General features: G+C 45.0%; 23 protein-coding genes. 15 read left to right on the plus strand and 8 right to left on the minus strand.

The features are described from left to right. Nucleotides 1-49: 49 nt before the first annotated feature. Nucleotides 50-817, minus strand: a complete 768-nt coding sequence (locus V4C51_RS00070; protein WP_330923938.1) for a SapC family protein — start codon at nucleotides 815-817, stop codon at nucleotides 50-52. A 292-nt stretch (nucleotides 818-1,109) separates the two neighbouring features. Between V4C51_RS00070 and V4C51_RS00075 the strand changes: the two genes are divergently transcribed. Continuing rightward, nucleotides 1,110-3,623, plus strand: coding sequence for a hypothetical protein (locus V4C51_RS00075; RefSeq protein ID WP_330923940.1), 2,514 nt, complete (start codon nucleotides 1,110-1,112; stop codon nucleotides 3,621-3,623). A gap of 182 nt (nucleotides 3,624-3,805) precedes the next feature. Here the strand turns inward: V4C51_RS00075 and tuf are convergent, their stop codons facing one another. From tuf to rpsL, 4 genes are all read right to left on the minus strand, one after another. Further along, nucleotides 3,806-4,999, minus strand: a complete 1,194-nt coding sequence (gene tuf / locus V4C51_RS00080) for an elongation factor Tu (RefSeq protein WP_330923942.1) — start codon at nucleotides 4,997-4,999, stop codon at nucleotides 3,806-3,808. Between the two features lie 33 nt (nucleotides 5,000-5,032). Then, the gene (fusA, locus tag V4C51_RS00085; protein ID WP_330923944.1) at nucleotides 5,033-7,129 is read right to left on the minus strand and encodes an elongation factor G; all 2,097 of its coding nucleotides are present in this window, start codon (nucleotides 7,127-7,129) and stop codon (nucleotides 5,033-5,035) included. An 18-nt stretch (nucleotides 7,130-7,147) separates the two neighbouring features. Then, nucleotides 7,148-7,618 (minus strand): 30S ribosomal protein S7, encoded by a 471-nt coding sequence (gene rpsG, locus V4C51_RS00090; protein ID WP_330923946.1) that lies wholly within the window; start codon nucleotides 7,616-7,618, stop codon nucleotides 7,148-7,150. Nucleotides 7,619-7,877: 259 nt separating this feature from the next. Beyond that, nucleotides 7,878-8,252 carry a 30S ribosomal protein S12 gene (rpsL, locus tag V4C51_RS00095; protein ID WP_263081729.1) on the minus strand — a complete coding sequence of 125 codons (375 nt, stop codon included), beginning with the start codon at nucleotides 8,250-8,252 and terminating at the stop codon, nucleotides 7,878-7,880. Between the two features lie 1,039 nt (nucleotides 8,253-9,291). On the opposite strand from rpsL, the gene V4C51_RS00100 reads away from it, so the two are divergent. Further along, the gene (locus V4C51_RS00100) at nucleotides 9,292-12,471 is read left to right on the plus strand and encodes a protein kinase domain-containing protein (protein WP_330923950.1); all 3,180 of its coding nucleotides are present in this window, start codon (nucleotides 9,292-9,294) and stop codon (nucleotides 12,469-12,471) included. A 305-nt stretch (nucleotides 12,472-12,776) separates the two neighbouring features. On the opposite strand, the gene fghA is transcribed toward V4C51_RS00100, so the two are convergent. Together fghA and V4C51_RS00110 are read right to left on the minus strand one after the other, a co-directional pair. Then, a complete protein-coding gene (fghA, locus tag V4C51_RS00105) occupies nucleotides 12,777-13,634 on the minus strand; it encodes an S-formylglutathione hydrolase (protein WP_330923952.1) in 858 nt (285 codons plus the stop codon). 163 nt (nucleotides 13,635-13,797) lie between these two features. Further along, a complete protein-coding gene (locus V4C51_RS00110; RefSeq protein WP_330924067.1) occupies nucleotides 13,798-14,826 on the minus strand; it encodes an RNA-guided endonuclease InsQ/TnpB family protein in 1,029 nt (342 codons plus the stop codon). A gap of 317 nt (nucleotides 14,827-15,143) precedes the next feature. Here V4C51_RS00110 and V4C51_RS00115 point away from each other — a divergent pair, with 317 nt between their 5' ends. The 12 genes from V4C51_RS00115 to V4C51_RS00170 all read left to right on the plus strand — a co-directional run bounded on the left by V4C51_RS00115 (nucleotide 15,144) and on the right by V4C51_RS00170 (nucleotide 24,245). Then, complete coding sequence (locus V4C51_RS00115; protein WP_330923954.1) at nucleotides 15,144-15,647, plus strand: hypothetical protein; 504 nt, start codon at nucleotides 15,144-15,146, stop codon at nucleotides 15,645-15,647. A 1,065-nt stretch (nucleotides 15,648-16,712) separates the two neighbouring features. After that, nucleotides 16,713-17,201, plus strand: a complete 489-nt coding sequence (locus V4C51_RS00120) for a hypothetical protein (RefSeq protein WP_330923956.1) — start codon at nucleotides 16,713-16,715, stop codon at nucleotides 17,199-17,201. Between the two features lie 258 nt (nucleotides 17,202-17,459). After that, a complete protein-coding gene (locus V4C51_RS00125; RefSeq protein ID WP_330923958.1) occupies nucleotides 17,460-18,029 on the plus strand; it encodes a hypothetical protein in 570 nt (189 codons plus the stop codon). A gap of 231 nt (nucleotides 18,030-18,260) precedes the next feature. After that, entirely contained in the window at nucleotides 18,261-18,770 is a 510-nt protein-coding gene (locus V4C51_RS00130; RefSeq protein WP_330923960.1) for a hypothetical protein, read from the plus strand. 169 nt (nucleotides 18,771-18,939) lie between these two features. After that, on the plus strand, nucleotides 18,940-19,440 hold the full coding sequence (locus tag V4C51_RS00135) for a hypothetical protein (RefSeq protein WP_330923962.1): 501 nt from the start codon (nucleotides 18,940-18,942) through the stop codon (nucleotides 19,438-19,440). A 259-nt stretch (nucleotides 19,441-19,699) separates the two neighbouring features. After that, a complete protein-coding gene (locus tag V4C51_RS00140; protein WP_330923964.1) occupies nucleotides 19,700-20,203 on the plus strand; it encodes a hypothetical protein in 504 nt (167 codons plus the stop codon). 184 nt (nucleotides 20,204-20,387) lie between these two features. After that, nucleotides 20,388-20,891, plus strand: coding sequence for a hypothetical protein (locus V4C51_RS00145; RefSeq protein WP_330923965.1), 504 nt, complete (start codon nucleotides 20,388-20,390; stop codon nucleotides 20,889-20,891). Between the two features lie 184 nt (nucleotides 20,892-21,075). Next, entirely contained in the window at nucleotides 21,076-21,585 is a 510-nt protein-coding gene (locus V4C51_RS00150; protein ID WP_330923966.1) for a hypothetical protein, read from the plus strand. A 179-nt stretch (nucleotides 21,586-21,764) separates the two neighbouring features. After that, a complete protein-coding gene (locus V4C51_RS00155; protein WP_330923967.1) occupies nucleotides 21,765-22,274 on the plus strand; it encodes a hypothetical protein in 510 nt (169 codons plus the stop codon). Between the two features lie 80 nt (nucleotides 22,275-22,354). After that, complete coding sequence (locus V4C51_RS00160; protein WP_330923969.1) at nucleotides 22,355-22,864, plus strand: hypothetical protein; 510 nt, start codon at nucleotides 22,355-22,357, stop codon at nucleotides 22,862-22,864. A 179-nt stretch (nucleotides 22,865-23,043) separates the two neighbouring features. Continuing rightward, a complete protein-coding gene (locus V4C51_RS00165; RefSeq protein WP_330923971.1) occupies nucleotides 23,044-23,547 on the plus strand; it encodes a hypothetical protein in 504 nt (167 codons plus the stop codon). Nucleotides 23,548-23,738: 191 nt separating this feature from the next. Further along, nucleotides 23,739-24,245: a hypothetical protein gene (locus V4C51_RS00170; protein WP_330923973.1), complete on the plus strand. Its 507-nt coding sequence runs from the start codon at nucleotides 23,739-23,741 to the stop codon at nucleotides 24,243-24,245. A 112-nt stretch (nucleotides 24,246-24,357) separates the two neighbouring features. Here V4C51_RS00170 and V4C51_RS00175 read toward each other — a convergent pair whose 3' ends face one another. After that, complete coding sequence (locus V4C51_RS00175; protein ID WP_330923975.1) at nucleotides 24,358-24,873, minus strand: hypothetical protein; 516 nt, start codon at nucleotides 24,871-24,873, stop codon at nucleotides 24,358-24,360. A gap of 727 nt (nucleotides 24,874-25,600) precedes the next feature. Between V4C51_RS00175 and V4C51_RS00180 the strand changes: the two genes are divergently transcribed. Next, the gene (locus V4C51_RS00180; RefSeq protein ID WP_330923977.1) at nucleotides 25,601-26,119 is read left to right on the plus strand and encodes a hypothetical protein; all 519 of its coding nucleotides are present in this window, start codon (nucleotides 25,601-25,603) and stop codon (nucleotides 26,117-26,119) included. Nucleotides 26,120-26,252: the final 133 nt, after the last annotated feature.

The following is a 26,252-nucleotide window of genomic DNA, read 5'->3' on the forward strand; positions in this document are numbered from 1 at the left end:
GAATTCAGGGTTATATCTCTGCTACCCCCATTTGGGGAGCACTTTACTATTATACGCCAGCTTTTTCTTCTTCATGCTTTCCATCGGACTTTTTAATGACCACCTCTCCAGAAGGCTCAACCTTCTGGCGTTTCACCAACCTGTTCAGTGCTCCCAGAGAGTGCAAATGCGCATAACTCCACGCCAGCCAGCCTTTCTTAAACCAGTCACCGACTTTTTCTTCCGGTAGTTCTGCCAGCTTCTTTTCATCAATCACATATAAGCCTTCCAGACGCAATGGGTGATCTTTATCAAGCATCACTTGCAGGTTGAAAGCTGTTAGCAGATCCAGTGCCTTACATTCGGCGGTAAATTCACGGGTGGTTTTGTATTGGTTATCAAAGTTATTCAAAAACTGAATAACATTGTTTAATGTTTCTGAGTTCTCCCCGTCTTCCTTAAACAGAGCCTCGCCATCGTCGGTGCTGAACTGGGGGGCTTGCTGATCGAAGCACACAGTGCCCTCATCAGTAAGCGCAAAGGGATAACGGCGGACAAAGGCAGGAATATAGCTTTCATTCCAGGCACCGGCCTCGTTCAGTTGTTTGTGGCCTTCCTGCATCAGGGACAGGAGCGCCAGAGGGAAAAAGTCGCCTTTTTCATCCCGGCTGAACAGCACCGGCATATCACGGCTTGCCTCGAAAAACTCAATGCCCGTCAGTGGCACAGAATTGACACTTTCAGTAAACGAAAAATCATTCGTTGCTTTAAACGTCAATGTTTTGTGCACTTCACGATTCAGGAATGCTGGCTCATTATAAAACAGTAAGGCTGCCATAATTACTATCCCTTATTATTATTTTCATCAGACATCGTATTATTGATGACAGAACGCATTCTGTCACACCCTCAGATATGGGTCAACGGAAAATACGTATAACGACGATAAAAAATCCAGCACACCCCGAAGCGTCAGTCAGAAAGTCGGCTCTTATCCTGGCAGGCAAACACATCACAACGCAAAAGCTATAGTGTTTAGATAAATACTCACTATACCCAATGCCACCAACAAAGTAGCGGTTTGAAAGACCACGGGTATATTTACGATTTATTTTTACTGAGGAACTTACATGCCAGTCAAAGGGACTGAATCGCATCGCAGCTCTCCCTCTGTATTACCCAATGCATCGCCGTCTTCCAGGCCAGCCAAGCATCGCTTACGCACAATCACAACAACGAAAATACAGCCTTTTCTCAGCACTGCAAGGTCACGTGTTTCCACTTCAGTGAATACGCCGCTTTTTGCAAGAGCTATCAAAGTTCACGACAGCGTTTTTTTCTCCCCTGATGCTGTGGCAAAAAGGCTTGATGACTTCTTTGATCTTCCACAAGAGGATACCCCACCCGATTTTCAAGAAGCCCTTCTCCAAAAGGCGTTTGAAGCCGCCCAAAAAGCAGGACTTGACGATTGGCAGCTAGACCTTTCCCAGCCACTGAAAACACCGCTGCCACCAGAGATAAGGCCAAGCTGCCAGGCATACTGTGAAGAGCTGATCAAACAGTGCCGCAATGACAGCAGCATTGAGCACATCCTTCATCAGCTTGATCGTTACGGAAACTTGTTTTTTCACGATGAAAAAAATACGATCAGAGCGGTTGCATCCAAAGAAGAAGAAAAACTCTTATTACGCAACCTCAGAAACAGTCGAGGTATAAAAAGACATGTTGAAACGGCTCCCCATATAAAGTTAAGAAAAGCACTTGACCCAACTATTGACTACAGTCAATGGACGTACGCAAGAAAGATGAAGGTCACTGCTCAAAAAGACATTGCCAGGGCAGAAAAATCCATACTCAACAGACACCACTGGAAACATGCCGCCGCTTCTTTTAATGACAGTAGTCTCCCCCTTAAAGAGAGAGAGTCAGCGTTTCTAAAAGGCATTGAAGCCATTAACCACTTACGAAAACACGAGTTGATTGGCAGAGAGTACTGGTATCAAAAAAACAGCTTATCACCTTTTCGATACCCCAAAAAATGTGATGTCATGGTTATGGATGAGTATATTAAAAATGCAGTGCAGCCTATGCTATACGACTACTGCAAAAACGTCATCTATCACTGCTACGACAAGGAATCGTTAAACCATATCGAACAGATTATCGAAAAACTTGCCCATGAAAAAAAACTACCATTACAAACTGCCACTCATTTAAAAACAAAAATAGAAATCCAGCGACATGAAAGGACAATTCTTGACTATAACGGAAAACTGATATCCGTCACAAAAAACTGGAAACAGCTTCCCAAGCTCAGAAAAATAAAAATTAAAAGCGACTTAAAAAAGGCCATATCAGAGTATAAAGAAAGCTTCAAAAAAACAAAAGACACAAAAAAAATCGCAGAAAAATATGAAGCCAACATTAAAAAATTATTGCTGGAAGAGTTTGAAAAAACCGTTAATGATCAGTACAGGGCCAGAAAAACAGACAAAAGCCTGATTTCAGCATTCACTAAAGACTATAAAAAACTACAAAACAAAAGTCTGGAAGAGTTGTTAAAATTATCAGAAGACGATCCTGATAATTATCACAAGGTGACATTCACCACACTTAAAAAAGTAAAAGACCGAATAAACCATGCTTCTAACCGGCTATATGAGCAGGATCGAGGCTATCAACAGGCAATGAGCCTGCGTACAGTAAAAGAGTTCGAGGTACGCCATGGCACTCAGTTTAAAACCAACAATACACAAGCGCTTTTCCGTGGCGTGAGTGAGGGGCCGGAAATTATTTTCAAATCAGGGTTCAAACCACGCTTGCTTTCTCAGGTCGGCTATCAACAAGGGTTACTGAATGAGGCTTATGTCAATGCTTATAACACAGAGCACGACCCTAAAAAACATGGCTGGACGGGCGGGGTTGTCTCCACGTCTGACCACTTTCTCCACAGCGCTTCGGGTACTTATACCGCAACAACAGGCTTAGGCGAGCAGCCAGAGTCAAAAGAAAAGCCTGCCAGGTGGATCTATCTCACGGTTCCTGCTATCACGGCTGACTTATCACAACACTTGACCCAACAAAACCCTGCGCCACACGATGAAACATTCACTGAAGCCTGGGAAATGGCCAGAGATGCGCGTGAGGTCATTACCCCTTTAGTAACGGCTGATCAGGTTATCGCTGGCCGACCTGTTTATAGTGATGGTACCTTTGGTAACACAGTATGGAACCCTGAAGCCTCTGCTAAAAACCCGGAATTGTTCAAAAAAGGCCATGTATTTAACAATGGGGATATACAGGCATTTTTGAATTCACAGTCTGTTGGCCAGCTAGAAGCCAATAATCCTGATCGAAAGAACCTTAACGACGATGATCTCGTTAATTTGTACGAAGCGCAAAAGCAGCAAAGACTTCTCCAAAAACACCAGGCAGAACAAGCAATACGTGAATCACAAGGAGAAGCGACTTATGCGGCAAAGCAAGAGGTGGAAAAGAAACATACGGCAGGACTGAGTCGATACAAAGAAGCGCTCGCAGAAGACGTTAAGCGTCGTGCTGGCAATCAAGCCAGTTGGCAAGACAGTCTGATCGATATAGAGCCTGAAGATAATAGCCTCCAATCAAAAAAGCCCGACAAATAGTCGGGCTTTTAACATTAAACCTATTCACTAGTGCCGTTAAGCGCTGGTACCCATACAGTCGTCATTCCCGCGAAGGCGGGAATCTACCAGAAAATGGACTCCCACCTTCGAGAAGTGACCAAAGTGATGGTTGTATGTCTATTAACGCTTGTTTGCACTAGCAGACGATGCCTGCATCATGATCACTCGATGATTTTAGCGACAACACCGGCTCCAACAGTCCGGCCACCTTCACGGATAGCGAAACGCAAGCCGTCTTCCATGGCGATAGGAGCGATCAGAGTAGCGTTAACGTTTACGTTATCGCCAGGCATTACCATTTCAACGCCTTCTGGCAGTTCAACAGCACCGGTAACATCAGTAGTACGGAAGTAAAACTGAGGACGGTAGCCTTTGAAAAATGGCGTGTGACGACCACCTTCGTCTTTGGACAGAACGTAAACTTCTGCCTCAAACTTGGTATGAGGTGTCACAGTGCCTGGCTTAACCAGAACCTGACCACGCTCAACGTCTTCACGCTTGGTACCACGCAGCAGACAGCCAACGTTCTCACCAGCACGGCCTTCATCCAACAGCTTGCGGAACATTTCTACGCCGGTAACGGTAGTCTTGGTCGTCTCTTTGATACCAACAATTTCGATTTCTTCGCCCACTTTAACGATACCGCGCTCAACACGACCGGTAACAACAGTACCACGGCCAGCGATGGAGAAGACGTCTTCGATAGGCATCAGGAAAGGCTGGTCAACAGCACGCTCAGGCTCTGGGATATACTCGTCCAGGGTTTCCACCAGCTTACGAACAGCAGTGGTGCCCATTTCATTGTCATCTTTGCCTTCCAGCGCCATCAGTGCGGAACCAATGATGATAGGCGTATCGTCACCTGGGAACTCGTACGTATCCAGCAGTTCACGTACTTCCATTTCAACCAGTTCCAGCAGCTCTTCATCGTCTACCATGTCAGCTTTGTTCAGGAAGACAACAATATAAGGAACACCTACCTGACGGGACAGCAGGATGTGCTCACGCGTCTGAGGCATGGGGCCATCAGCGGCGGAACAGACCAAAATGGCACCGTCCATCTGAGCGGCACCTGTGATCATGTTCTTAACGTAGTCAGCGTGCCCTGGGCAGTCTACGTGAGCGTAGTGACGAGTAGGAGAATCGTACTCTACGTGAGCAGTGGAGATGGTGATACCACGCTCACGCTCTTCTGGCGCGTTATCGATCTGATCGAACGCCTTGATGTCACCACCCCAGACTTCTGCGCAAACGCGAGTCAGCGCAGCAGTCAGAGTCGTTTTACCGTGGTCAACGTGACCGATGGTGCCGACGTTTACGTGCGGCTTACTACGCTCAAATTTTTCCTTAGCCATTTCTCTTAACCCTTGATATCAATGGATCGGGGATTAACCCTGGTTTTTAATCACTGCTTCAGCAACACTGTTAGGTGCTTCGGCATACTCGTCGAATTCCATGGAGTATGTCGCACGTCCCTGAGTTGCTGAACGCAGGTCAGTGGCATAGCCGAACATTTCACCCAGCGGCACCTGAGCACGGATGACCTTGCCGGAAGTGCTATCTTCCATACCCTGAACAATACCGCGACGACGGTTCAAGTCCCCCATAACATCACCCATGTAGTCTTCCGGTGTCACCACCTCAACTTTCATCATAGGCTCCATCAGGGCAGGATCAGCCTGCGGCGCGTATTTCTTCAGCGCTTGTGAAGCGGCGATTTTAAACGCCATTTCACTGGAGTCAACATCGTGGAACGATCCGTCATACAGACGAGCTCTCAGACCCAGCAGAGGATAACCGGCAATAACACCGTTTTGCATCTGCTCTTCGATACCCTTCTGTACAGCCGGGATGTATTCCTTGGGAATAACACCACCCACGATCTCATTAACGAATTCCAGACCTTCTTCTTCAGCCGGAGAGAATTCGATAACCACGTGACCATACTGACCACGACCACCAGACTGACGGGCAAACTTGTGGTTTGCTTCAACGCTGGTCTTGAGCTTCTCACGGTAAGCAACCTGCGGCTTACCAATGTTCGCTTCAACCTTGAACTCACGCCTCATTCGATCAACGATGATATCCAGGTGCAGCTCGCCCATACCAGAGATGATGGTCTGGCCCGTTTCTTCGTCAGTGTGAACACGGAAAGACGGATCTTCCTGAGCCAGCTTACCCAGGGCAATACCCATTTTTTCCTGATCCGCTTTTGTCTTTGGCTCAACCGCTACGGAGATTACCGGGTCCGGGAATTCCATACGCTCGAGCGTAATGACATTATTCATGTCACACAAGGTGTCACCGGTGGTGACATCTTTCATGCCGATCAAGGCGACAATGTCACCGGCCAGACACTCCTTGAGCTCTTCACGGTTGTTAGCGTGCATCTGCACCATACGGCCAACACGTTCTTTTTTGTGCTTAACCGGATTGTAGACAGTGTCACCCGATTTCAACACACCGGAGTAGTTCCGAACGAAGGTCAACGTCCCGACAAAAGGATCCGTGGCAATCTTGAATGCCAGCGCGGCAAATGGCGCGTCATCGTCAGCTTCACGGGTAGCGACCGTGTCTTCAGCGTCGTCGAGAATACCTTCAATCGCCTTCACTTCAATAGGGCTTGGCATCAGCTCGACAACGGCATCCAGCACAGCCTGAACCCCTTTGTTCTTAAACGCGGAGCCACCGAATACCGGCACGATTTCGTTCGCCAGTGTCCGGGCGCGGATACCTGCCTTGACCTCTTCCTCGGTCAGATCACCTTCTTCAAGGTATTTTTCCATTAACTCTTCAGAAGATTCAGCCGCTGCCTCGACCATGTATTCACGCATTTCAGCGCAGGTATCGGCCAGCTCAGCAGGAATATCTTCATAAGTGAACGTCATCCCCTGGTCAGCTTCATTCCAGATGATAGCTTTCATCTTAACCAGGTCAACCACACCCTTGAACTCGTCTTCGGAGCCGATGGTCATCTGCATAGGCACAGCATTGGCGCCAAGGCGCTCACCGAGCTGGTCTATAACCATCTTGTAGTCAGCACCGGTACGGTCCATCTTGTTCACAAACACCATACGAGGGACTTCGTACTTGTTTGCCTGACGCCACACGGTTTCTGTCTGTGGCTGAACACCGGAGGAACCACACAGCACAACGACAGCGCCGTCAAGGACACGCAGGGAACGCTCCACTTCGATAGTAAAATCAACGTGTCCTGGGGTGTCGATAATATTGATACGGTGCTCATCAAACTGAGCATCCATACCACGCCAGAAACAGGTAGTGGCTGCAGAGGTGATAGTAATACCACGCTCTTGCTCCTGCTCCATCCAGTCCATGGTGGCAGCGCCATCATGGACTTCACCAATCTTGTGACTCAGACCTGTGTAAAACAACACACGCTCAGTAGTGGTTGTCTTACCCGCGTCAACATGGGCACAAATACCGATGTTGCGGTAGCGTTTGATCGGGGTTTTACGGGCCACGACTCAATCCTCTGATACTTAGAAACGGTAGTGAGAGAACGCTTTGTTGGCTTCAGCCATACGGTGCACGTCTTCACGCTTCTTAACAGCGGCACCTTTGTTTTCGGAGGCATCCATCAGCTCACCAGCCAGGCGCAGCTCCATGGATTTTTCACCACGCTTACGCGCGGCGTCTACCAGCCAACGCATCGCCAGAGCGGTGCGACGAGACGGACGCACTTCTACCGGCACCTGATAAGTAGCCCCACCCACACGACGGGATTTCACCTCTACCATTGGGGCGATGGATTCCAGTGCTTTCTCAAACTGCTCCAAAGGATCCTTGTTGGAACGCTCCTGAACCTTGTCCAGGGCACCATAAACGATCTTCTCAGCGACAGATTTTTTGCCGCTCACCATGACATGGTTGATAAACTTGGTCAGGGTTTTGTTGCCAAACTTAGGATCTGGCAGTACTTCGCGCTTGGCGACAACTCTTCTTCTAGGCATGATAAGTCCTACATATTTGCGGTCTTCAGGTAGCCCGAGATCTTGTTTTGACTCGGCCTTACTCTTATCAACCGGTATTCGTTGTAGTTATGAGCAACCTTTAAAAACCCTTTTTTTACCCGGGTTTTGACCCAAATTGTTCTGGCTTGAAAGGCGCAAACTCAATGCTACAAACAACTCAGCCGTTTTTGCGGCTAACAGCGCAAAAAAACGAAAAATACGCATCCAAAATGCACAGCAATCCTTTAGCGTTGCTTTTTTACTTCTTGGGACGCTTGGTACCGTACTTGGAACGGCCCTGCTTACGGTCGTTAACACCCTGTGTGTCAAGGCTACCGCGAACGGTGTGGTAACGCACGCCAGGCAAGTCTTTTACCCGACCGCCACGGATCAGAACAACGCTGTGCTCCTGCAGGTTGTGACCTTCACCACCGATGTAGGAAGTCACTTCAAAACCGTTGGTTAAACGCACACGACAAACTTTACGCAGCGCAGAGTTAGGCTTCTTGGGGGTAGTGGTGTATACACGGGTGCAAACACCGCGACGCTGAGGACAAGCCTGCAGCGCAGGTACGTCGCTTTTAGCGACTTTGCGCTTGCGGGGCTTGCGCACCAGCTGGTTAATTGTTGCCATAGGGCGAACTCCAATCGTTTCTAAAGTAAACTGAAACCGAGACAGTCCCGCCTCGTTATTTCAGCAAGGGGCACACAGGGCGAAGACCTGGAAACCCCTCAGGCCAGGCGACCAAAAAAAAGCCAGCCTGGTGGCACATCCTGCTACCACATTGCCGGGCGCGTCAGCGTCAGAGGATTTGCGCCGTACACCCGCTCAGACAATACACATGCCTGAAAATACGTTTTGCGTCGCGTTCAGAGGCTTGATGAAAGCGCAGCCCGGCAGGCTGGTCAACACCTTTTATATAAACTGAACAGGTATCGCCATGAGAAACGTATTTTCATCCATGTGACCCCCACAATAATGGATTGCTTTCAACCACTTGCGCACCACTGACAAATGAAGGCCATAATAAAGCTGCCAAATTTTACGGGGGACTGCTCCTGACGTCAAGAAACATCAGCGACAGAGCCATAAGGGATAGTTCCAGATAACTTGCAGACTTTCATGCGGCTCTGGTTAACAAATACCAGGAGCCTGTCGGACTTAAGACAATTTCAGCCTGAAATCCAGAAAGTGCGAGAAAGTGCGAGAAAGCGCGGCCAGAATTTCCGATCAATTTGCTTAATTAAATAGGTCCGACTATTCGCACAAATTGATCGAAAATTCTGACTCGCCCTACTGAATTTTATGCTCGAAAGCATAAGTCCGACAGGCTCCTAGCCTCAGCAACAGGGTAAGCGAAAGGCATCAATGCCAATGAAACACTATACCCGTACAACAATGAGATAATAATGAAACAATGATAAGGCGTATTGTTTAACGATACCTTCCTGAAGGCCGTACAGAAAACAAATGCAGCATCAACAAATAATCAATTCGCATAAAAACCAGCTTCCACCCATACAAATTCGTACAGAAATTACGATGCTTTTTTTTCAATAAGGGCTAAGCTAACCTTTCGATCAATTTAACAGCCAGCGATATTTATCGTGCTCGAGTTTATGCAATTTTTGCCATCGACTTTTATCACTGGTTTTATTAACCGGCCTTAGCTATGAAAACAATACTTAAATTCTTTTTTTGCCAGACACTGATAGTCGGCATTGTTTCCGCGCTGTTTCTGAATGATGCCCGCGCATCACTGGCAAATAAGATCTACAGTTATAAGGAAGCACTTAAAAGTTTTGAAAAAACCTGGACACCCCCGATTGAAATAAGCGCAGAAAAGTTAGCCAGGGCGGGTTTCTACCGAGACAATGACCCGTCGATGATCCAGACCGATGCGGTACAATGCCCAATTTGCCAGCTTAGTTTATTCAAATGGGAGAAGATCGATGATCCTTTACATGACCACCTGAGGGATAATCCCCTCTGCCCACTGGCTAATGCCATAAGAAACCACACTTATATCCCGGAATCTGGTAAAAGTTTTCCCCTTCTGGAAACAGAAGTCCCTAAACATCACCAGAGAACACCACCTGTCTATCACCCTGCCTCCTCACTTGGCGACAGAATCAGGGTTGTCGTGACATGGAAAGACCCAGAAGACCCAGAAGAATACATCTACTACAAGTTCGGCAGCATTGCTAAGCCAGAAGCTGGAACCTCCCCCTCATCGTTTCAGGTAGTTTTTGATAAACCCACTGGAAGAGTTTTCAGAGACCAAACACAATGGCCTCAGGAAAGCGTAACGCCTGTTGATGCTTTTTTATCTGGCCTGGGGTTAAAAAATGAGGAGCATTTCAACAAAATAGTCGAGAAATTGCAACCACTAATGGGTAGCAGGGGCATTAAACAGCTGATTATTGAAGCGGCTATAAGGCTAGATAAAATCCCGGAGAAAACAACCAATAAACTACTGAGCTCCCTTAGCATTGATACGACTACATTATATTTAAACATACTGTTTCATTCAGGCTTTGAAAGTGATGAACGACATAAATGCAGCATTGCTTTAAGTCATAAAGAAAAACTTGACCGCTGGGGACTTACTTCCGATGAAGTAATGTGGCGATCATCTTCCCTCAAGGTTTCTTTCGATGACACTATTGTTGACCAGCTTATAAAGAAAAAGGTTTGTGATCATCTGGGAAGCTCTGATCTAAACCAGGCTGAAAAAACATATCATAAATTAAAACTATTTTTCGATGAACTAGAGCCAAAGCATCTATTGAGTGCTGCTGAAGAAAGAAACAAATGGGTTTTTCCTCTGTATAACGGCATAAAACCTCCATTAGTACATCCGGTTGAATTATTCTTTGTTCTGGCATTAAACTTGAATACCAGAGGTAGCGCAAGGCAAACTGACAACTGTACAAAATTAAAACAACAAGCTTTAGATTTAAACAGCTCAATTGCCCTATGGCTGAAAGCGTTTCATAAGTATCAATCTGAGGCTATTCATAGCCACGATACCTTACAAGTGCAGATTGAAACCCTCACTGCAATTTCAGCAAGCAACATTTCAGCAAATAACTCAGCAAGCCACCAAGACGACAAACAAAGTCAATCGTTATTATCTCAAGCTCCAACACGGCCTGAACCTCCCAGATTGAGAACACGCCGACCAACACCACAACACCTGACAACTGCCCATCAAGCTGTTTATCTGAACAGGTCGCCTCGATCGGCACCAAAGTCGGCAATAAGTCAAACCCGGCAGGTTTCAGGCAGGTCTGCTGTTGTCCAAAGTGGAGTGAAAATATCTCAAGAAGAGACATTCCGTCGAAAAGAGCGCAAAGAAAGCAAAGAAAGCAAAGAGAAAGCGCCACCAGCATGGACCGCTCCCTCTCCAAAACAGAGTTCAACAGTATCTACTGATCCTAATAACCCTCAGAGAGTCTTTGACTTTTTTCCACCATGGATAAAACACCGGTATACGATGAAGCGCAGACTTGATATAAAAGGCAGCGAGTCAATCCTTTATTTAATAGAAGGAAATAACGACGGACAAAAACTCGTCTTGAAAAAGTTAAAACTCAGGAGAGAAGAAAATGGCCCAAGACTCTCAGACCTCCTTAGAACAATACAAAAAGCCCAGACTAAAAGAAAAGATGACGACGGTGTTAACTTCATCACCAAGATACACTGTGTGTATTATAACCCGGTTACTGATGGTGAGCACCTCTATTTATTTGAAAGCTATCACTCTGAAAATTTACTTCAGTGGCTAATACGCCACCCTGATAATCAATGGGGAAAAACTGTTAACCAAATGACTTCTCTCAAGCAGTCCATTCAAATAACGAAAGCGCTTCAATGGTTTCATTTACATGGAATGATGCACCGAGATATTAAGGCCAACAATATTATGCTCACTGAAAACGGTGATATTGCCATTACAGATTTTGGTTTTCTTATCGATACAGTTTCACTGACGCAATCACACACCCCAGAGGATTCACCTTCCCATCACTACGATAAAATTTGCACGACCGTGTGCGGAACCCGAGAAACTGTAGCGCCAGAAGTCATTCCAAACAGGCGGGGTCAACGTTACTCAGACGGCTATGGTGTCAGTTCTGAAATATGGAGTCTTGCTGCTGTCATATGGCAAGTGTACGGCGGCATGAATCTAATTGCCAAACCTGATTATATGTCCCTGGACACCTGGAATGACAACAGGGATTATTACAAAAAATACCATCAAGCGCTTAACAAAGTGTTTCCTGAGTCAAGCACTGTGATTGACCGGTATGAAAAGCTTAAAAAAACAGTCCCGACAATGCCAGAGTATATCTTGAGACTATGCGCCGCATCATTTGACAGAAATCCAGACAAAAGACCGTCGTTAACTCTCATTCTGGAGCAGCTCAATAACCCTGACCACGATATTATTATCCTTGACGATTCCACGGGCGCTGTTAGTTGTGAAAACGAAACGCCCCCCCCACCTGTCACCGATCAACATTGCCTGGCTGGCTTTGAGGCGTCACCGGAGGGCGCTTCACCGCCTGGTCACAATGGAAGCCAATCTGTATCTTATTTTTCGACAACAGATGATGGCCAGCCATCCTCAATGGACTCGATTGAGATCCTGTCATTCCCAACAAGCTATAAAAAACCGTCCACACATGAGAATGGCTATCAACAACCTGGAAGCTTTCACTTCCCGAGCACTGACTCAGCCCTCAACCAGTCTTGGCAAATAACCAACTATGATTCAGACAGCGTTCAAAATAATGCCGGGGAAAGCGATTTCTCCATCCTGACTACTCCTGAAGAAAACAGTTGAGCCAGCAGCCAGCAGCCAGCAGCCAGCAGCCAGCAGCAATAGATGCGAGCAAAAGTACCAACAGTCCATAGTCCATCATTTCTGCAAAGGCAGGAATTCCCACCGTGGCGGGAACAAAACACGGGTGGGGTTTTCATTCCCCCTAAGAAGCAGTCTTAAAAGTCTGCCCATAGCGAGGACTGCGAGAAATGACGGATAAAAAGTCGCTTTTGTGAGGAGAATAGCGGGACTATTTGACGAACAAAAGCGACTTTTTAGACCCATTTATCGTAGCCGCAGTAGGAGCATAACTGTTAAGACGGCTTCTAAACACCGCCACCCTGTAAACAGGCGTAGTGAAAATTCAAATGCTCTTCAATAAAACTCGTAACGAAGTAGTAACCATGGTCATAGCCGGACTGTAACCGATAGTCGAGGCGCACGTCTTTTTCCTTAGCTAAAACCACCAGCGACTCCGGCATTAACTGCTCATTGAGAAACTCATCATCGCCTCCCTGATCCACCATTAAGGGAGGAACGGTGGCAATGTCGCTCTCCCTCAACAGTTTTATGGTATCGTACTTTTCCCATTTAGCTCGGTCATCCCCTAAATAGTTTGAAAAGGCTTTTTTCCCCCATGGGGCTTTAACAGGGTGACAAATAGGACTGAACGCCGACACTGAGCTGTAAACCCCGGGGTTTCGTAAGGCAATCATCATGGCACCGTGCCCGCCCATAGAATGACCACTGATGGCGCGCTTAGACGACACCGGAAAGTGCTGCTCAACCAAGGCTGGAAGCTCTGTGACAACATAGTCGTACATACGATAGTGTTTAGACCAAGGTGCCTCGGTGGCATTGACGTAAAAGCCTGCCCCCAATCCTAAATCATACGCGCCATCAGGGGCATCCGGCACACCCTCGCCCCGTGGGCTGGTGTCAGGCGCAACAATCGCCAAACCCAGCTCAGCAGCGACCCTGAGCGCGCCGGCTTTCTGCATGAAGTTTTCATCGGTACAGGTTAACCCTGACAGCCAGAAAAGCACTGGTACCGGATTTGATTTGGTTGCGAAAGGAGGCAAATAAATGGCAAACCGCATCTCACAACTGAGCACATCGGATGCATGAACAAGCCGTTCATGCCAACCGCCAAAACAGCGCTGGCGGCAAGACAGTGTTAACATTATTTACACCTTTCAATAGTGGACAGCAGTGGAGATCTGAACGAATTCTCATACCTTCTCAGTGCGTCAGGTCAAAGGCTTAGTATATATCATCAAGCTCCATAGCGTGGGTAATGATGCCATTGCGCTGTATCACAATAGCCCCGGTGACATCCTCCCCGCCCTAAAGGACGGGGATTCCTACCGCTAGACGGCGATGCCCCGCCGCAAGAATGTTTCTGGCCGCGTTTATATCGCGGTGGCGCTCAGCTCCGCACTCTGAGCAGATCCATTCTCTTATTCGCAAACCTGTTCTACCTTTCGGACTACTGGGCCCGATAGTGCCACAGCACGAACAGGTTTGGGTGGAGTAGGCTTCATTGATTTCTTCAAAAACCACGCCTGCGTGATCGCATTTGTATTCCAGCATAGTTTTGAGTGAGTGCCACCCTGCATCCAAGACAGATTTTGCCATTTTTGTCTTGGTTAGGGCTTTGCTCGACACGTTACCAACGAAGATAGCCGCATTCTCATTGACGAGAGTCCGACTGTATTTGTGCAGGCTATCTTGCCTGCGGTTTCTGATTTTTGCGTGTATGGCCTTTACACGCTTTTGGTTTCTGGCTCGCTGGACGATTCCCAACTTAGCCTCTAACCGGCGATATTCACGCCCTTTGATACGTGTGCCATTGGAATCAGTAGCGGACTCTTTGCAACCAAGGTCAATGCCCACTGACGACTGCCCTTGAGAGGCTTCGGTTTCAACTGTCACAACGACATTAAAATACCACCGTCCTCTGGCATCTTCATTAAAGCTGGCAGACCGGAACTTATAGCCACTTAATCTGAAGGAGTCCCACACTGAAAAGTGAAGGCCATTATGGAATATCTGCCCATTTTTCCACTTAGCCTGGCCTGTATTAACAGGAATCCAGCCAAGTGATCGACGAACACTCCCAGACTTGCGCCAATTGAGTCGGGCTTTCTTGAATTGCTTTCTGCGGGTGACGTACTCAGAGGCTATACACTGCAATGTCTGCCTATGCGGGCCAAGCTCTTTACCAGCGCCCTTGGTGTACGGATGAATATCATAGGCTGACAAAAACTGACCACGCTCTTTGATCGCACGGGTACTGAGTTCATTGATGTAGTTCCAAACAAAGTTAACCGCACAAGCCATGTTTTTTAGCTGTCTGGCGTGTTTGCCTTTAATGTGCTTTCAAAGATAGCGCGCAGAATTTTAATGTCAAAAACAACGACACTGGCAATACTGTCGCCATGTTTAGGTGGACTACGCGGATGGGGGTGCGCGATTTTATGATAGTAGAGGCTCCTGCCAACTTTATTGCAATTAAGGATAATCCCAACTATTTTAAAACCAACAGATTAAATTTGGCTTGTGGTTAGAAATGGACACCCGTAATCAGACAGTGATTTAATACCAATCGACTTCCCTAAATGCGCCACTGCCTGCTCAACGGATTAGAAAATGGAACCGGTATTAACAGTAATAGACAGCCGGAGTATATCATGAATATAAATTCTACTTTACGGGCCGGAAAGCTCATAGCAAGCAAATCGCTTGTTTATATTTTTGGCGTGTTGAGCCTATCCATCATGGGTAACGCTTTTGGCTTAGATGGCACCATTGAAATTAAAAATGTGATACCCCCAGGTCAACCTTATTACTCAGAAAATGGCTATACGATTAAAGCCAATGGTGATGGTAAATGCATGTACGGAGTGTATAATCCCGCTTCATACACCGCAACTTATGAAAACGGCATTGGCAGGGTTCGCGTGCATTATAACGCTTCACCTTCACACGGGTGTTCGGTCAAACGCAGCATACAGAACTTTGACGTGATAAACAATGATACAGGAGAGGTGACCGCCAAGTTTGAATGGAGCACAGTATTAAGGTCGTGTTATATAGTGGTGAAAGAGGGGCCTGCCAACTTTATAGTGAGAGTGAAACGTCGTCATTTCGAACCCAATAGATTGAACCTGGATTGTTTTTTGGATCTAATGTGAGTTGTTATTTGTGAGCTAGTGCTGTTAAGCGTTAATACCCATACAGTCATCATTCCCGCGAAGGCGGGAATCTACCAGAAAATGGACGCCCGCCTTCGCAGGAGTGATCAAAGTGATGGTTGTATGTATATTAACGCTTGTTTGCACTAGCCCGGATATTTCATAAACTGCCCTGAGAATTGCGCAGAACCTTGCGGCTCTGAGGGATTTCGCGAAGGAGCGCCGGTACCTGGGAGTACGGTCGACTAAGCAAAACTCCCTTATAGCCGCAAGGAGCAAGCAAGGCCAGGAGCGTATTTATGAAATATCCGGGCCAACCTCAAACTTGCCGGGTTGCTCAAGCTTGCCAAAGAGGCATAGTAACAGACTATTTTTCACTACTGAAAAAACGACAACTTATCACCGGCAAGATGTCAACAGTGCCGGGAACCTTGCGTCGCCCTAGAAGGGGCACAGATTCCTTTGCCTTTTGTTGTGATGTCGCAAAAATTGGTATTTCTTCACCCTGTAAAGGAAAGGCGCGAAAATCGAACGTCACCCGCCAACTAAACCGTTGAATCGGACTAGCCTGATATCAATGATTGGCTATTACCTATCGTTGAAGTACTCAACATGAATGGCCGTATTAAGAAATTCCGCGCTGGATGGTCTGATGAGAGAGCCAGAACTCGATCACCGCCAGCTCCAGGGATTAGATAGTCAATAAGGATGTCGCGAAACTCTGAAATACACCCCGCACCGTCATCCTGTACAGGGAATGCACAGGAACCACACTCTATGGAAGGCACCCTAACCGCGCACGCATCATGCGGGTTTAGTGATTCTCATCCTTGTGGCATAGATCCCATACAATCCCTGCACGGGATGACGACGGAGAAAATTAAGCGTTTTGCGACACCCTCTTCAGGTGGCGAATGAACGCCACCTAAGCAACACAACCTTCGAGGCAAGGCTTCGCAATGCCTGCGGTTGTTTTCTCCACCAAGCTAAAGCTCTGGTGGGGGGGTTGACCCTGCGCTATTCGATAAAACGGGTCTTAATCGTAACAGATGACAGGAGTCCATCATGAGCATGAAGTCTATCTTACGGTCTGGAAAGCTTATATCAAACAAGCCGTTTATTTTTTTTACCGCTGCCTTAAGCTTATCCACTATGGGTAACGCTTTTGGCCGAGATGCTGCCCTTCTGGTTAACAACGCGATACCAAAAGGTCAACCTTATTACTCAAAAAAAGGCTTTACAATTAAAGCTAATGGCCTTCGCGAATGCATGCTCGGAGTGGACCCCGCTTCAAGCACTGCCACTTATGAAAACGGCACGCAAACTATATACATACATTATAAAGCTTCATGGGGATGCGCATTCAAGCCCAGCACACAGGGTTTTGATGTTATAAATAATGATACAGGAAAAGTTGTCGCTAAGCTTGTATGGGGCGAAGCATCATGGTTCTGTAATATGTATCTGAAAAAGGGCCCTGCCAACTTTATAGCAGCTGTGCATTTCAGGGAGTATAAACCCAATAGATTGAATGTGACTACTTTTGTGCAATGAATGCGCGTTATTATTTATGAGCAAATATCATAAGTGAAGCGCCAATAGTCTACAATGAAACAGGCGACTTAGGGCAACTACCCCTGCCAACCCTGCGTTGAAAATCCTCGCGATAGCTGGGGCTATTCAAGTAATCAACATGAATTGCCTTACCGCCAAAGGCGCTAAACAGCGAGTCAACATTCGCTCATCGCCTGCCTACTCTGGGGGTTAGAAAATAGAACGGGTATTAGTTGTAGCAGGTAGCAGGAGCTCATCATGAGCATTAAATCTGTCTTACGCGCTAGAAAGTTCATGGCAGCCAAACCGGTTGTTTTTATTACTGGATTCTTGGCCTTATCCATCATGGCTAACGCTTATAGCTTGAATGCAAGTCTGTATATTGATGATGTGATACCCCTGGGTAAACCACATTACTCGAAAAACGGCTATACACTTAAACCCAGTGGGCACGGATACTGCATGTACGGCGTGTATAATCCGGCTTCATGCGCTTCCGCTTATGAGACCGAATCTTGTTATGTACGGATACATTATGCTTCTTCACGCTGGCACTGGTGCGTGTTTAAGCACAGCTCCCAGGATTTTAACATTATCAACAATGATACAGGCAAAATCGTCGCTTCGTTTCAATGGTTCTCAAACGGCTGGAAAAATCCGGTTATAAGAAGGGTCAAGGATCCTGAACATATTACGACAGATGTAACGAAAAAACCTCTTTGGTACCATGTGAAAAACAAACTGAATATCTATTGTTATAAAGGTATTATACCCCACGGATTTCAAGCTGCTACGCACCGGCAAGTAAGTGAAGCCCCTGGAGTCTGAAAATAGCAGGTGACCGGGGGTTAACGAACGCCGCCAACAAAGTAGCCCCTTGAAAAGCGACGGGTATAAAGCTATTTCTTCACTGCTGAAGCAGGAGACAGCCAATCACTGGAAAAATATTGACAGTAACCAAAACCTTTCACACCGTTGAGTTACAGGAGATTCCTCTGTAGTAGTTTTGCAAAAGTCATTATTTCGTCGCTGCTCTGTAATAGACAGTAGGAGTAGATCATGAGCATTAAATCTGTCTTACGCGCTAGAAAGTTCATGGCAGCCAAACCAGTTGTTTTTATTACTGGGATCTTAACCTTATCCATCATGGCTAACGCTTATAGCTTGAATGATAGTCTGTATATTGATGATGTGATACCCCTGGGTAAACCACATTACTCGAAAAACGGCTATACACTTAAACCCAGTGGCCGCGGGGACTGCATGTACGGCGTGTATAATCCGGCTTCATGCGCTTCCGCTTATGAGACCGAATCTTGTTATGTACGGATACATTACGCTTCTTCACGCTGGCACTGGTGCGTGTTTAAGCACAGCTCCCAGGATTTTAACATTATCAACAATGATACAGGCAAAATCGTCGCTTCGTTTCAATGGTTCTTAAACGGCTGGAAAAATCCGGTTATAAGAAGGGTCAAGGATCCTGAACATATTACGACAGATGTAACGAACAAACCTCTTTGGTACCATGTGAAAAACAAACTGAATATCTATACCTACAAATGGTAAAATACTATTTTTTCACTGCTGAAGCAGGAGACAACCAGTCACTGTAAAGAGGTTGACACTAACGAGAAAGCCTTACGCCACCCCACCGAGTTACAGGAGACTCCTCTGTAGTAGTTTTGCAAAAGTCATTATCTCGTCGGTGCTCTGTAATAGACAGTAGGAGTAGATCATGGGCATTAAGTCTGTCTTACTCGCTGGAAAGTTCATGGCAGCCAAATTGGTTGTTTTTATTACTGGACTCTTGACCTTATTCATCATGGGTAAGGCTTTTGGTCTGGATGCCGTTCTTGAAATTAGAAATGTGATACCCCAGGGTCACCCTTATTACTCGAAAAAAGGCTATACAATTGCAGCCAGTGGTCATGGCATATGCATGCACGGAGTGTATAGTCCCGCTTCATGCAATGTCACTTACGAAAACGGTACTCAAGCTATAGGCTTGCATTATAAAGCTGCATGGGGATGTGCATTCGAGGCAAGCGCACAGAATTTTAAGGTTATAAACAATGATACAGGAGAGATTTTTGCTATGTTCAGATGGGAAGAATACGCCCACAATTGTGGTATAATATTGGTAGAGTCTCCTGCCAATTTTATTGTGGCTCCAGAAGATACTGATCACTTTAAAGACAACAGATTAAATATAGTTTGTGATATGTTTAGAATGTGATTTGTCATTTAGGAAAAGGTATCGCATTGACCAGTTTTTTTAAGCTTGCCAAAGACGGCAAAATGGTAATAAGCTAATTTTCACTACTGAAGCAGGCAACAGCCAATCCCAGGCAAGATGTTGGTAATAGCCAGAACGTTGCCTCACCCCATGGAGAGGTACTGGGGGTTCCTTTCTTTTTTGTAGCAGTACAGCAAATAATAGTGCAGCAAAAGTCATTATTTCGTCACTGCTCTGTAATAGACAGTAGGAGTACATCATGAGCGTTAAGTCTGTCTTACGCGCTGGAAAGTTCATGACAGCCAAACCAGTTGTTTTTATTACTGGACTCTTGACCTTATTCATCATGGCTAACGCTTATAGCTTGGATAGAAAGCTTTATATTGATAATCTGATAGGCCCAGGTACCCCACATTACTCGAAAAATGGCTATACACTTAAACCCAGTGGCCACGGGGACTGTATGTACGGCGTGTATCATCCGGCTTCATGCGCTGTCCGTTATGAAACCAAAGTAAAGTATGTAACCTTACATTATAATGCTTCACTCAATCACTGGTGTGTGCTTAGGCACAGCTCACAGGATTTTAACGTTATCAACAATGATACAGGCAAAATCGTCGCTACGCTTCAGTGGTACATAGAAGACGGAGACGCGTCTATAAAAAATATCAAGGATCCTGAAAATATTATGGAAGATTTAACGGATAAATGCGAAAGGTATTCCGTGAAAAACAAACTGAATATCTATGCTCACAAATAGTAAAACGCTATTTTTTCACTGTTGAAGCAGGAGACAACCAATCACTGTAAAAAGGTTAACACTAACGAAAGCCTTACATCCTTCCATTGAGTTACAGGAGACTGCTTTTTCTTTTGGAACTCGATAGGGAGGCGCAAAAATCATTATTTCGTCGCTGGTCTTTAATAGACAGTAGGAGTACATCATGAGCATTAAGCCTGTCTTACGCGCTGGAAAGTTCATGACAGCCAAACCAGTTGTTTTTATTACTGGACTCTTGACCTTATTCATCATGGCTAACGCTTATAGCCTGAATGAAAAGCTTTATATTGATAATCTGATAGGCCCAGGTACCCCACATTACTCGAAAAATGGCTACGCACTTAAACCCAGCGGCCACGGGTACTGCATGTACGGCGTGTATCATCCGGCTTCATGCACTGTCCGTTATGAAACCAAAGTAAAGTATGTAACCTTACATTATAATGCTTCATTAAAGCACTGGTGTGTGCTTAAGCACAGCTCACAGGATTTTAACATTATCAACAATGATACAGGCAAAATCGTCGCTACGCTTCAATGGTACACAGACGAAGGGAAACCGTTTATAAAAAATATCAAGGATCCTGAAAATATTATGGAAGATTTAACGGATAAATACGAAAGGTATTCCGTGAAAAACAAACTGAATATCTATGCTCACAAATAGTAAAATGCTATTTTTTCACTGCTGAAGCAGGAGACAACCAATCACTGTAAAAAGGTTGACACTAACGAAAGCCTTACATCCTTCCATTGAGTTACAGGAGACTGCTTTTTCTTTTGAAACTCGATAGGGAGGCGCAAAAATCATTATTTCGTCGCTGGTCTTTAACAGACAGTAGGAGTACATCATGAGCATTAAGTCTGTCTTACGCACTAAAAATTTGATGACAATCAAACCGGTTGTTTTTATTACTGGGATCTTGGCCTTATTCATCATGGCTAACGCTTATAGTTTGGATGATAGAATGAATCTTGATGATTTGATACCCCCGGGTAACCCACATTACTCAAAAAAAGGCTTTACGCTTAAACCCAGCGGCCACGGGTACTGCATGTACGGCGTGTCTAATCCGACCTCATGCACTGCCCGTTATAAAAACAAACCTTGTCATGTGTGTATACATTATGCCGCTTCACGCAAACACTGGTGTGTGTTTAAGCACAGCTCCCAGAATTTTAACATTATCAACAATGATACAGGCAAAATCATCGCTTCGTTTCAATGGTACTCAAACCACTTGAAAAAACCGGTTATAAAAAAGATCAAGGATCCTGAAAATATTACGACAGATGTAACGAATAAAGGTTTTTGGTACCATGTGAAGAAAAAACTGAATATCTTTTGTTACAAATTTTAAAAAGCTATTTCTTTATTGCTAAAGCAAGAGACAGCGAATCACTGGAAAAATGTTGACACTAACTAAAGCCTTACACCCCATTGAGCTACAGGAGACTCCTTTGTCTTTTGTAACTCGATAGGGGAGGTGCGAAAGTCATTATTTCGTCGCTGCTCTTTAATAGACAGCAGGAGTACATCATGGGCATTAAATCTTTCTTTCTGGCCAGAAAGTTCATAGCAATCAAACCAGTTGTTTTTATTACTGGGTTCTTGACCTTATTCATCATGGCTAACGCTTATAGCTTGGATAAAAACCTTTATATTGATAATCTGATACCTTCAGGTAACCCACATTACTCGAAAAGTGGCTATACACTCAAACCCAGTGGCCACGGGCACTGCATGTACGGCGTGTATAATCCGGCGTCATGCGCTTCCGCTTATGACACCAAACCTTGTTATGTTGTCGTACATTATGCTTCTTCACTTGACAACTGGTGTTCATTTAAGCCCAGCTACCAGGATTTTAACATTATCAACAATGATACAGGCAAAATCGTCGCTTCGTTTCAATGGTACATAAACGGCGCAAGGGCGTTGGTAAGAAACATCAAGGATTATGAAAACATTACAGCGGATGTAACGGGTAAATATCCTAATTATTGGGTGAAAAAGAAAGTGAATATCTGTGCTCACAGACGGGGATAAGTTACAAGAGGCTCCACGTTTGTAACGGTGTCGCAAAAATTGGTCTTGCATCGTTCTGTCATAAACAGCAGGAGGGCATCATGGGCATTAATTCTGTCTTGTGGGCCAGAAAGTTCATGACAACCAAACCGGTTGTTTTTATTACCGGGTTCTTGACCTTATTCATCATGGCTAACGCTTATAGCTTGGATGAAGACCTTTATATTAATAATATGATACCCTCAAGTAACCCACATTACTCGAAAAGTGGCTATACACTTAAACCCAGTGGCCACGGGCACTGCATGTACGGCGTGTATAATCCGGCGTCATGCACTTCCAAATATAACACCAAACCTTGTAATGTTGTCGTACATTATGCGGCTTCATTCCATCACTGGTGTGTATTTAGGCACAGCACTCAGGATTTTAACATTATCAACAATGATACAGGCAAAATCGTCGCTTCGTTTCAATGGTACATATCCCATTGGAAATATGCGGCTATCAGAAGTATCAAGGATTCTGAAAATATTACGGCAGATGTAACGGGTAAACATTTTAAGTATTGGGCGAAAAACAAACTGAATATCTATTGTTACAAATGGTAAAAAGCTATTTTTTCACTACTGAAGCAGGAGACAACCAATCACTGGAAAAATGTTGACACTAACCAAAACCTTACACCCCCCATTGAGTTACAGGAGACACCTTTGTATTTTGTAACTCGATAGGGAGATACAAAAGTCATTATTTCGTCGCTGTTTGTAATAAACAGCAGGAGTAAATCATGGGCATTAAATCTTTCTTTCAGGTCAGAAAGCTCATAACAACCAAACCGGTTGTTTTTATCACTGGGCTCTTGACCTTATTCACCATGGCTAACGCTTATAGCTTGGATGAAGACCTTTATATTGATAATCTGATACCCAAAGATAACCCACATTACTCGAACAGTGGCTATAGACTTAAACCCAGTGGCCACGGGCACTGCATGTACGGCGTGTATCATCCAGCGTCATGCGTTGCCCTTTATGAAGCCAAGGAGTGTTATGTTGCCATACATTATGCGGCTTCATTCCACCACGGGTGTTTTTTAAAGTCCAGCTCTCAGGATTTTGACATTATCAACAATGATACAGGCAAAACCGTCGCTTCGCTTCAATGGCACCAAGGCTTCGATCTCCCGTCTATAAGAAATATCAAGGACCCTGAACATATTATGGCAGATGTAACGGGTAAACCTGTTTGGTATTCGGCGAAAAACAAACTGAATATCTATGCTTACAAATAGTAAAATGCTCTTTTTTCACGGCTGAAGCAGGAGACAACCAATCACTGGAAAGAGGTTGAATCCAGCGATACTAACGAAAGCCTTACGCCACCCCATTGAGTTACAGGAGACTCCTTTGTCTTTTGTCACTCGATAGGGGTTGCAAAAGTCATTATTTCGCCGCTGCTTGTCATAAACAGCAGGAGGACATTATGGGCATTAAGTCTATCTTACGCGCTGGAAAGTTCATGGCAACCAAACCGGTTGTTTTTATTACTGGGTGCTTGAGCTTATTCATCATAGCTAACGCTTATAGCTTGAATCAAGACCTTCATATTAATAATCTGATCCCCCAAGGTAAACCACATTACTCGAAAAGTGGCTATACACTTAAACCCGGTGGCCACGGGCACTGCATGTACGGCGTGTATAATCCGGCGTCATGCTCTTCCGCTTATGAAACCAAATCTTGTTATGTTGTCGTACATTATGCCAGCTCAATCTCGCACGGGTGTGCATTTAAGCACAGCTCCCAGGATTTTAACATTATCAACAATGATACAGGCAAAACCGTCGCTTCGTTTCAATGGTACATAAACGGCGGATTCCCGCTTATAAGACAGATCAAGGACCCTGAAAACATTACGGCAGATGTAACGGGTAAATATTTTAATTATTGGGTGAAAAACAAACTGAATATCTACGCTTACAAATGGTAAGATGCTATTTTTTCACTACTGAAGCGGGAGGCCCACACGCTTTTCATTATACTTCACACAACAGGCTGGCATTTTTGCGATTTTTAATCAGTCATTCTTTCACATCAATATTTCACTGGACATTGCCATCTATATACCTCTGACACTTGAGATTTAACACGTCAGATTGATAATCTTCCTCTGATACATCTAACATGAAATAGTCAGGATTGGTCAGCATATCTATATGAGGCGCATCCAATAATGGCTTTTTCCATCTAAATCTGCCCACAACATGTCCTGTATCCTCATTTATCACATTGAAATCTTGGGAGCTGCTCTTGAATGCACACCCTCCTTTTCCTGCAGAAGCATAATGTATGCCTATATGACCACAACGGCCATTATAAGTCGCCGTCCATGAAGCGGAATCGTACACACCATACATGCAGGAACCATGGCCGACAGGTTCGATTTTATAGCCTTTTTTTGAGTAATAGCGATCACCTGGGGGTATTGTATTTCTAATTGAAATAAAGGAATTTGAGCCATAAGCGTTGCCCATGATGGATAAACTCAACACTACAGCAAAAAAAAACGATTTATTTGCTATAAGCTTTCTAGCCTGTCTGATAGATTTCACACTCATAAATGTACTACTGCCCCTTACTACCTTAAGTTACGTACCAAACTGATTTTTAACATGTCATATTGAAAAGGCCTGGTTCCCATTGCCTGAATTTTGCCCTTTGCGCTGCCTGAGCGAACGACGTAGATTAGCCGGGCTGATCCAGGGCTTCTCGCTACCTTGCAGGTGACTGACCTTTTTTTAATGACCCCTTCACTGCTTTAAGTCTATTCTTGAGGGCCATTATTATTCCCTTTTACCAACTTTTACTTTATTACTTATAGTACTACTGTGCTTAACGAGGTATCCTGAGCCAATAATTGAACCAGTGTTAAAAAAATACTAGACATTTTTAGCTCAACAGATTGAATCTGATTTGTCAGGTATGAGTAAAATATCACATTGTATGGTTTTTGCGGGGGTTAGTCGGAGTTCACCCGCCATCTGCTTAACGACTCAGTAAGGTTGCTAATAGTAGACGTCTTCCCCGGCCTGGATGACACAACAGTCGTTTTTTATACCGCTCTCGCGACGGTAACAAGGCATGATTCAGGATGGCTTCCTATACTAACCAGACTTTTTAACTTCGTCTTGAGCTATTTAATTGGATCGAAAGACAAGAGTAATTGACAATTCATAGCCGTCGCTATGACCAATAGCCGCAATGCAGTATTTTCCCTCGAATAACCACCGCAATTGAACAGTTAGAAAATACGACTGGTGCGGTAATAAACGACAGGAGTTCATCATGAGCGTGAAATCTACCTTACGGGCTGGCAAATTCATGGCAAACAAATCGTTTGTTTTTTTTACTGCTGTGTTGAGCTTATCCATCATGACTAACGCTGCTTATGGCAGAAATACCTATATTTCAATGAGAAATACCATACACTCAGGCAATCCATTTTTCTCAGAAAAAGGCTATAAAATTGAAGCTATCGGCCATGGTCAATGCATGTACGGCGTGTATACTCCCGCTTCATGGACTTCCGCTTATGGCCAACCCTACGGTCATATAGGCATACATTATGCTGCTATAGGAAAAGGGTGTGGATTCAAGAGCAGCACCCAAAATTTCAAAGTGACAAATGAGGATACAGGATATGTTGTGGGCAAGTTCACGTGGGTAAAGACAGCAGGGAACCCTCCGAGTCTGGACTTTATAGAAAATCTTGGCCACTTTATGGTTGAGGTAACAGGCGGTCAGGATGATCACAACAAATTGAATCTCAGGTGTGAGGACTATGTAGCGGACAATGTTAAATAAGTTGAATAAAACGTTGATTTGAGGGAGAAAGTGAGTGGCTTAAAATAAGTATTGTACAAGCCCTTTACCTCAAACAGCCTCCTTCTTTTGCGGCACGCTCTCTTTGCAAAAGCCGACTAAAGCTTCTTCAGGG

This window comes from Candidatus Sororendozoicomonas aggregata (assembly GCF_031528575.1).
GTDB lineage: Bacteria > Pseudomonadota > Gammaproteobacteria > Pseudomonadales > Endozoicomonadaceae > Endonucleibacter > Endonucleibacter aggregata.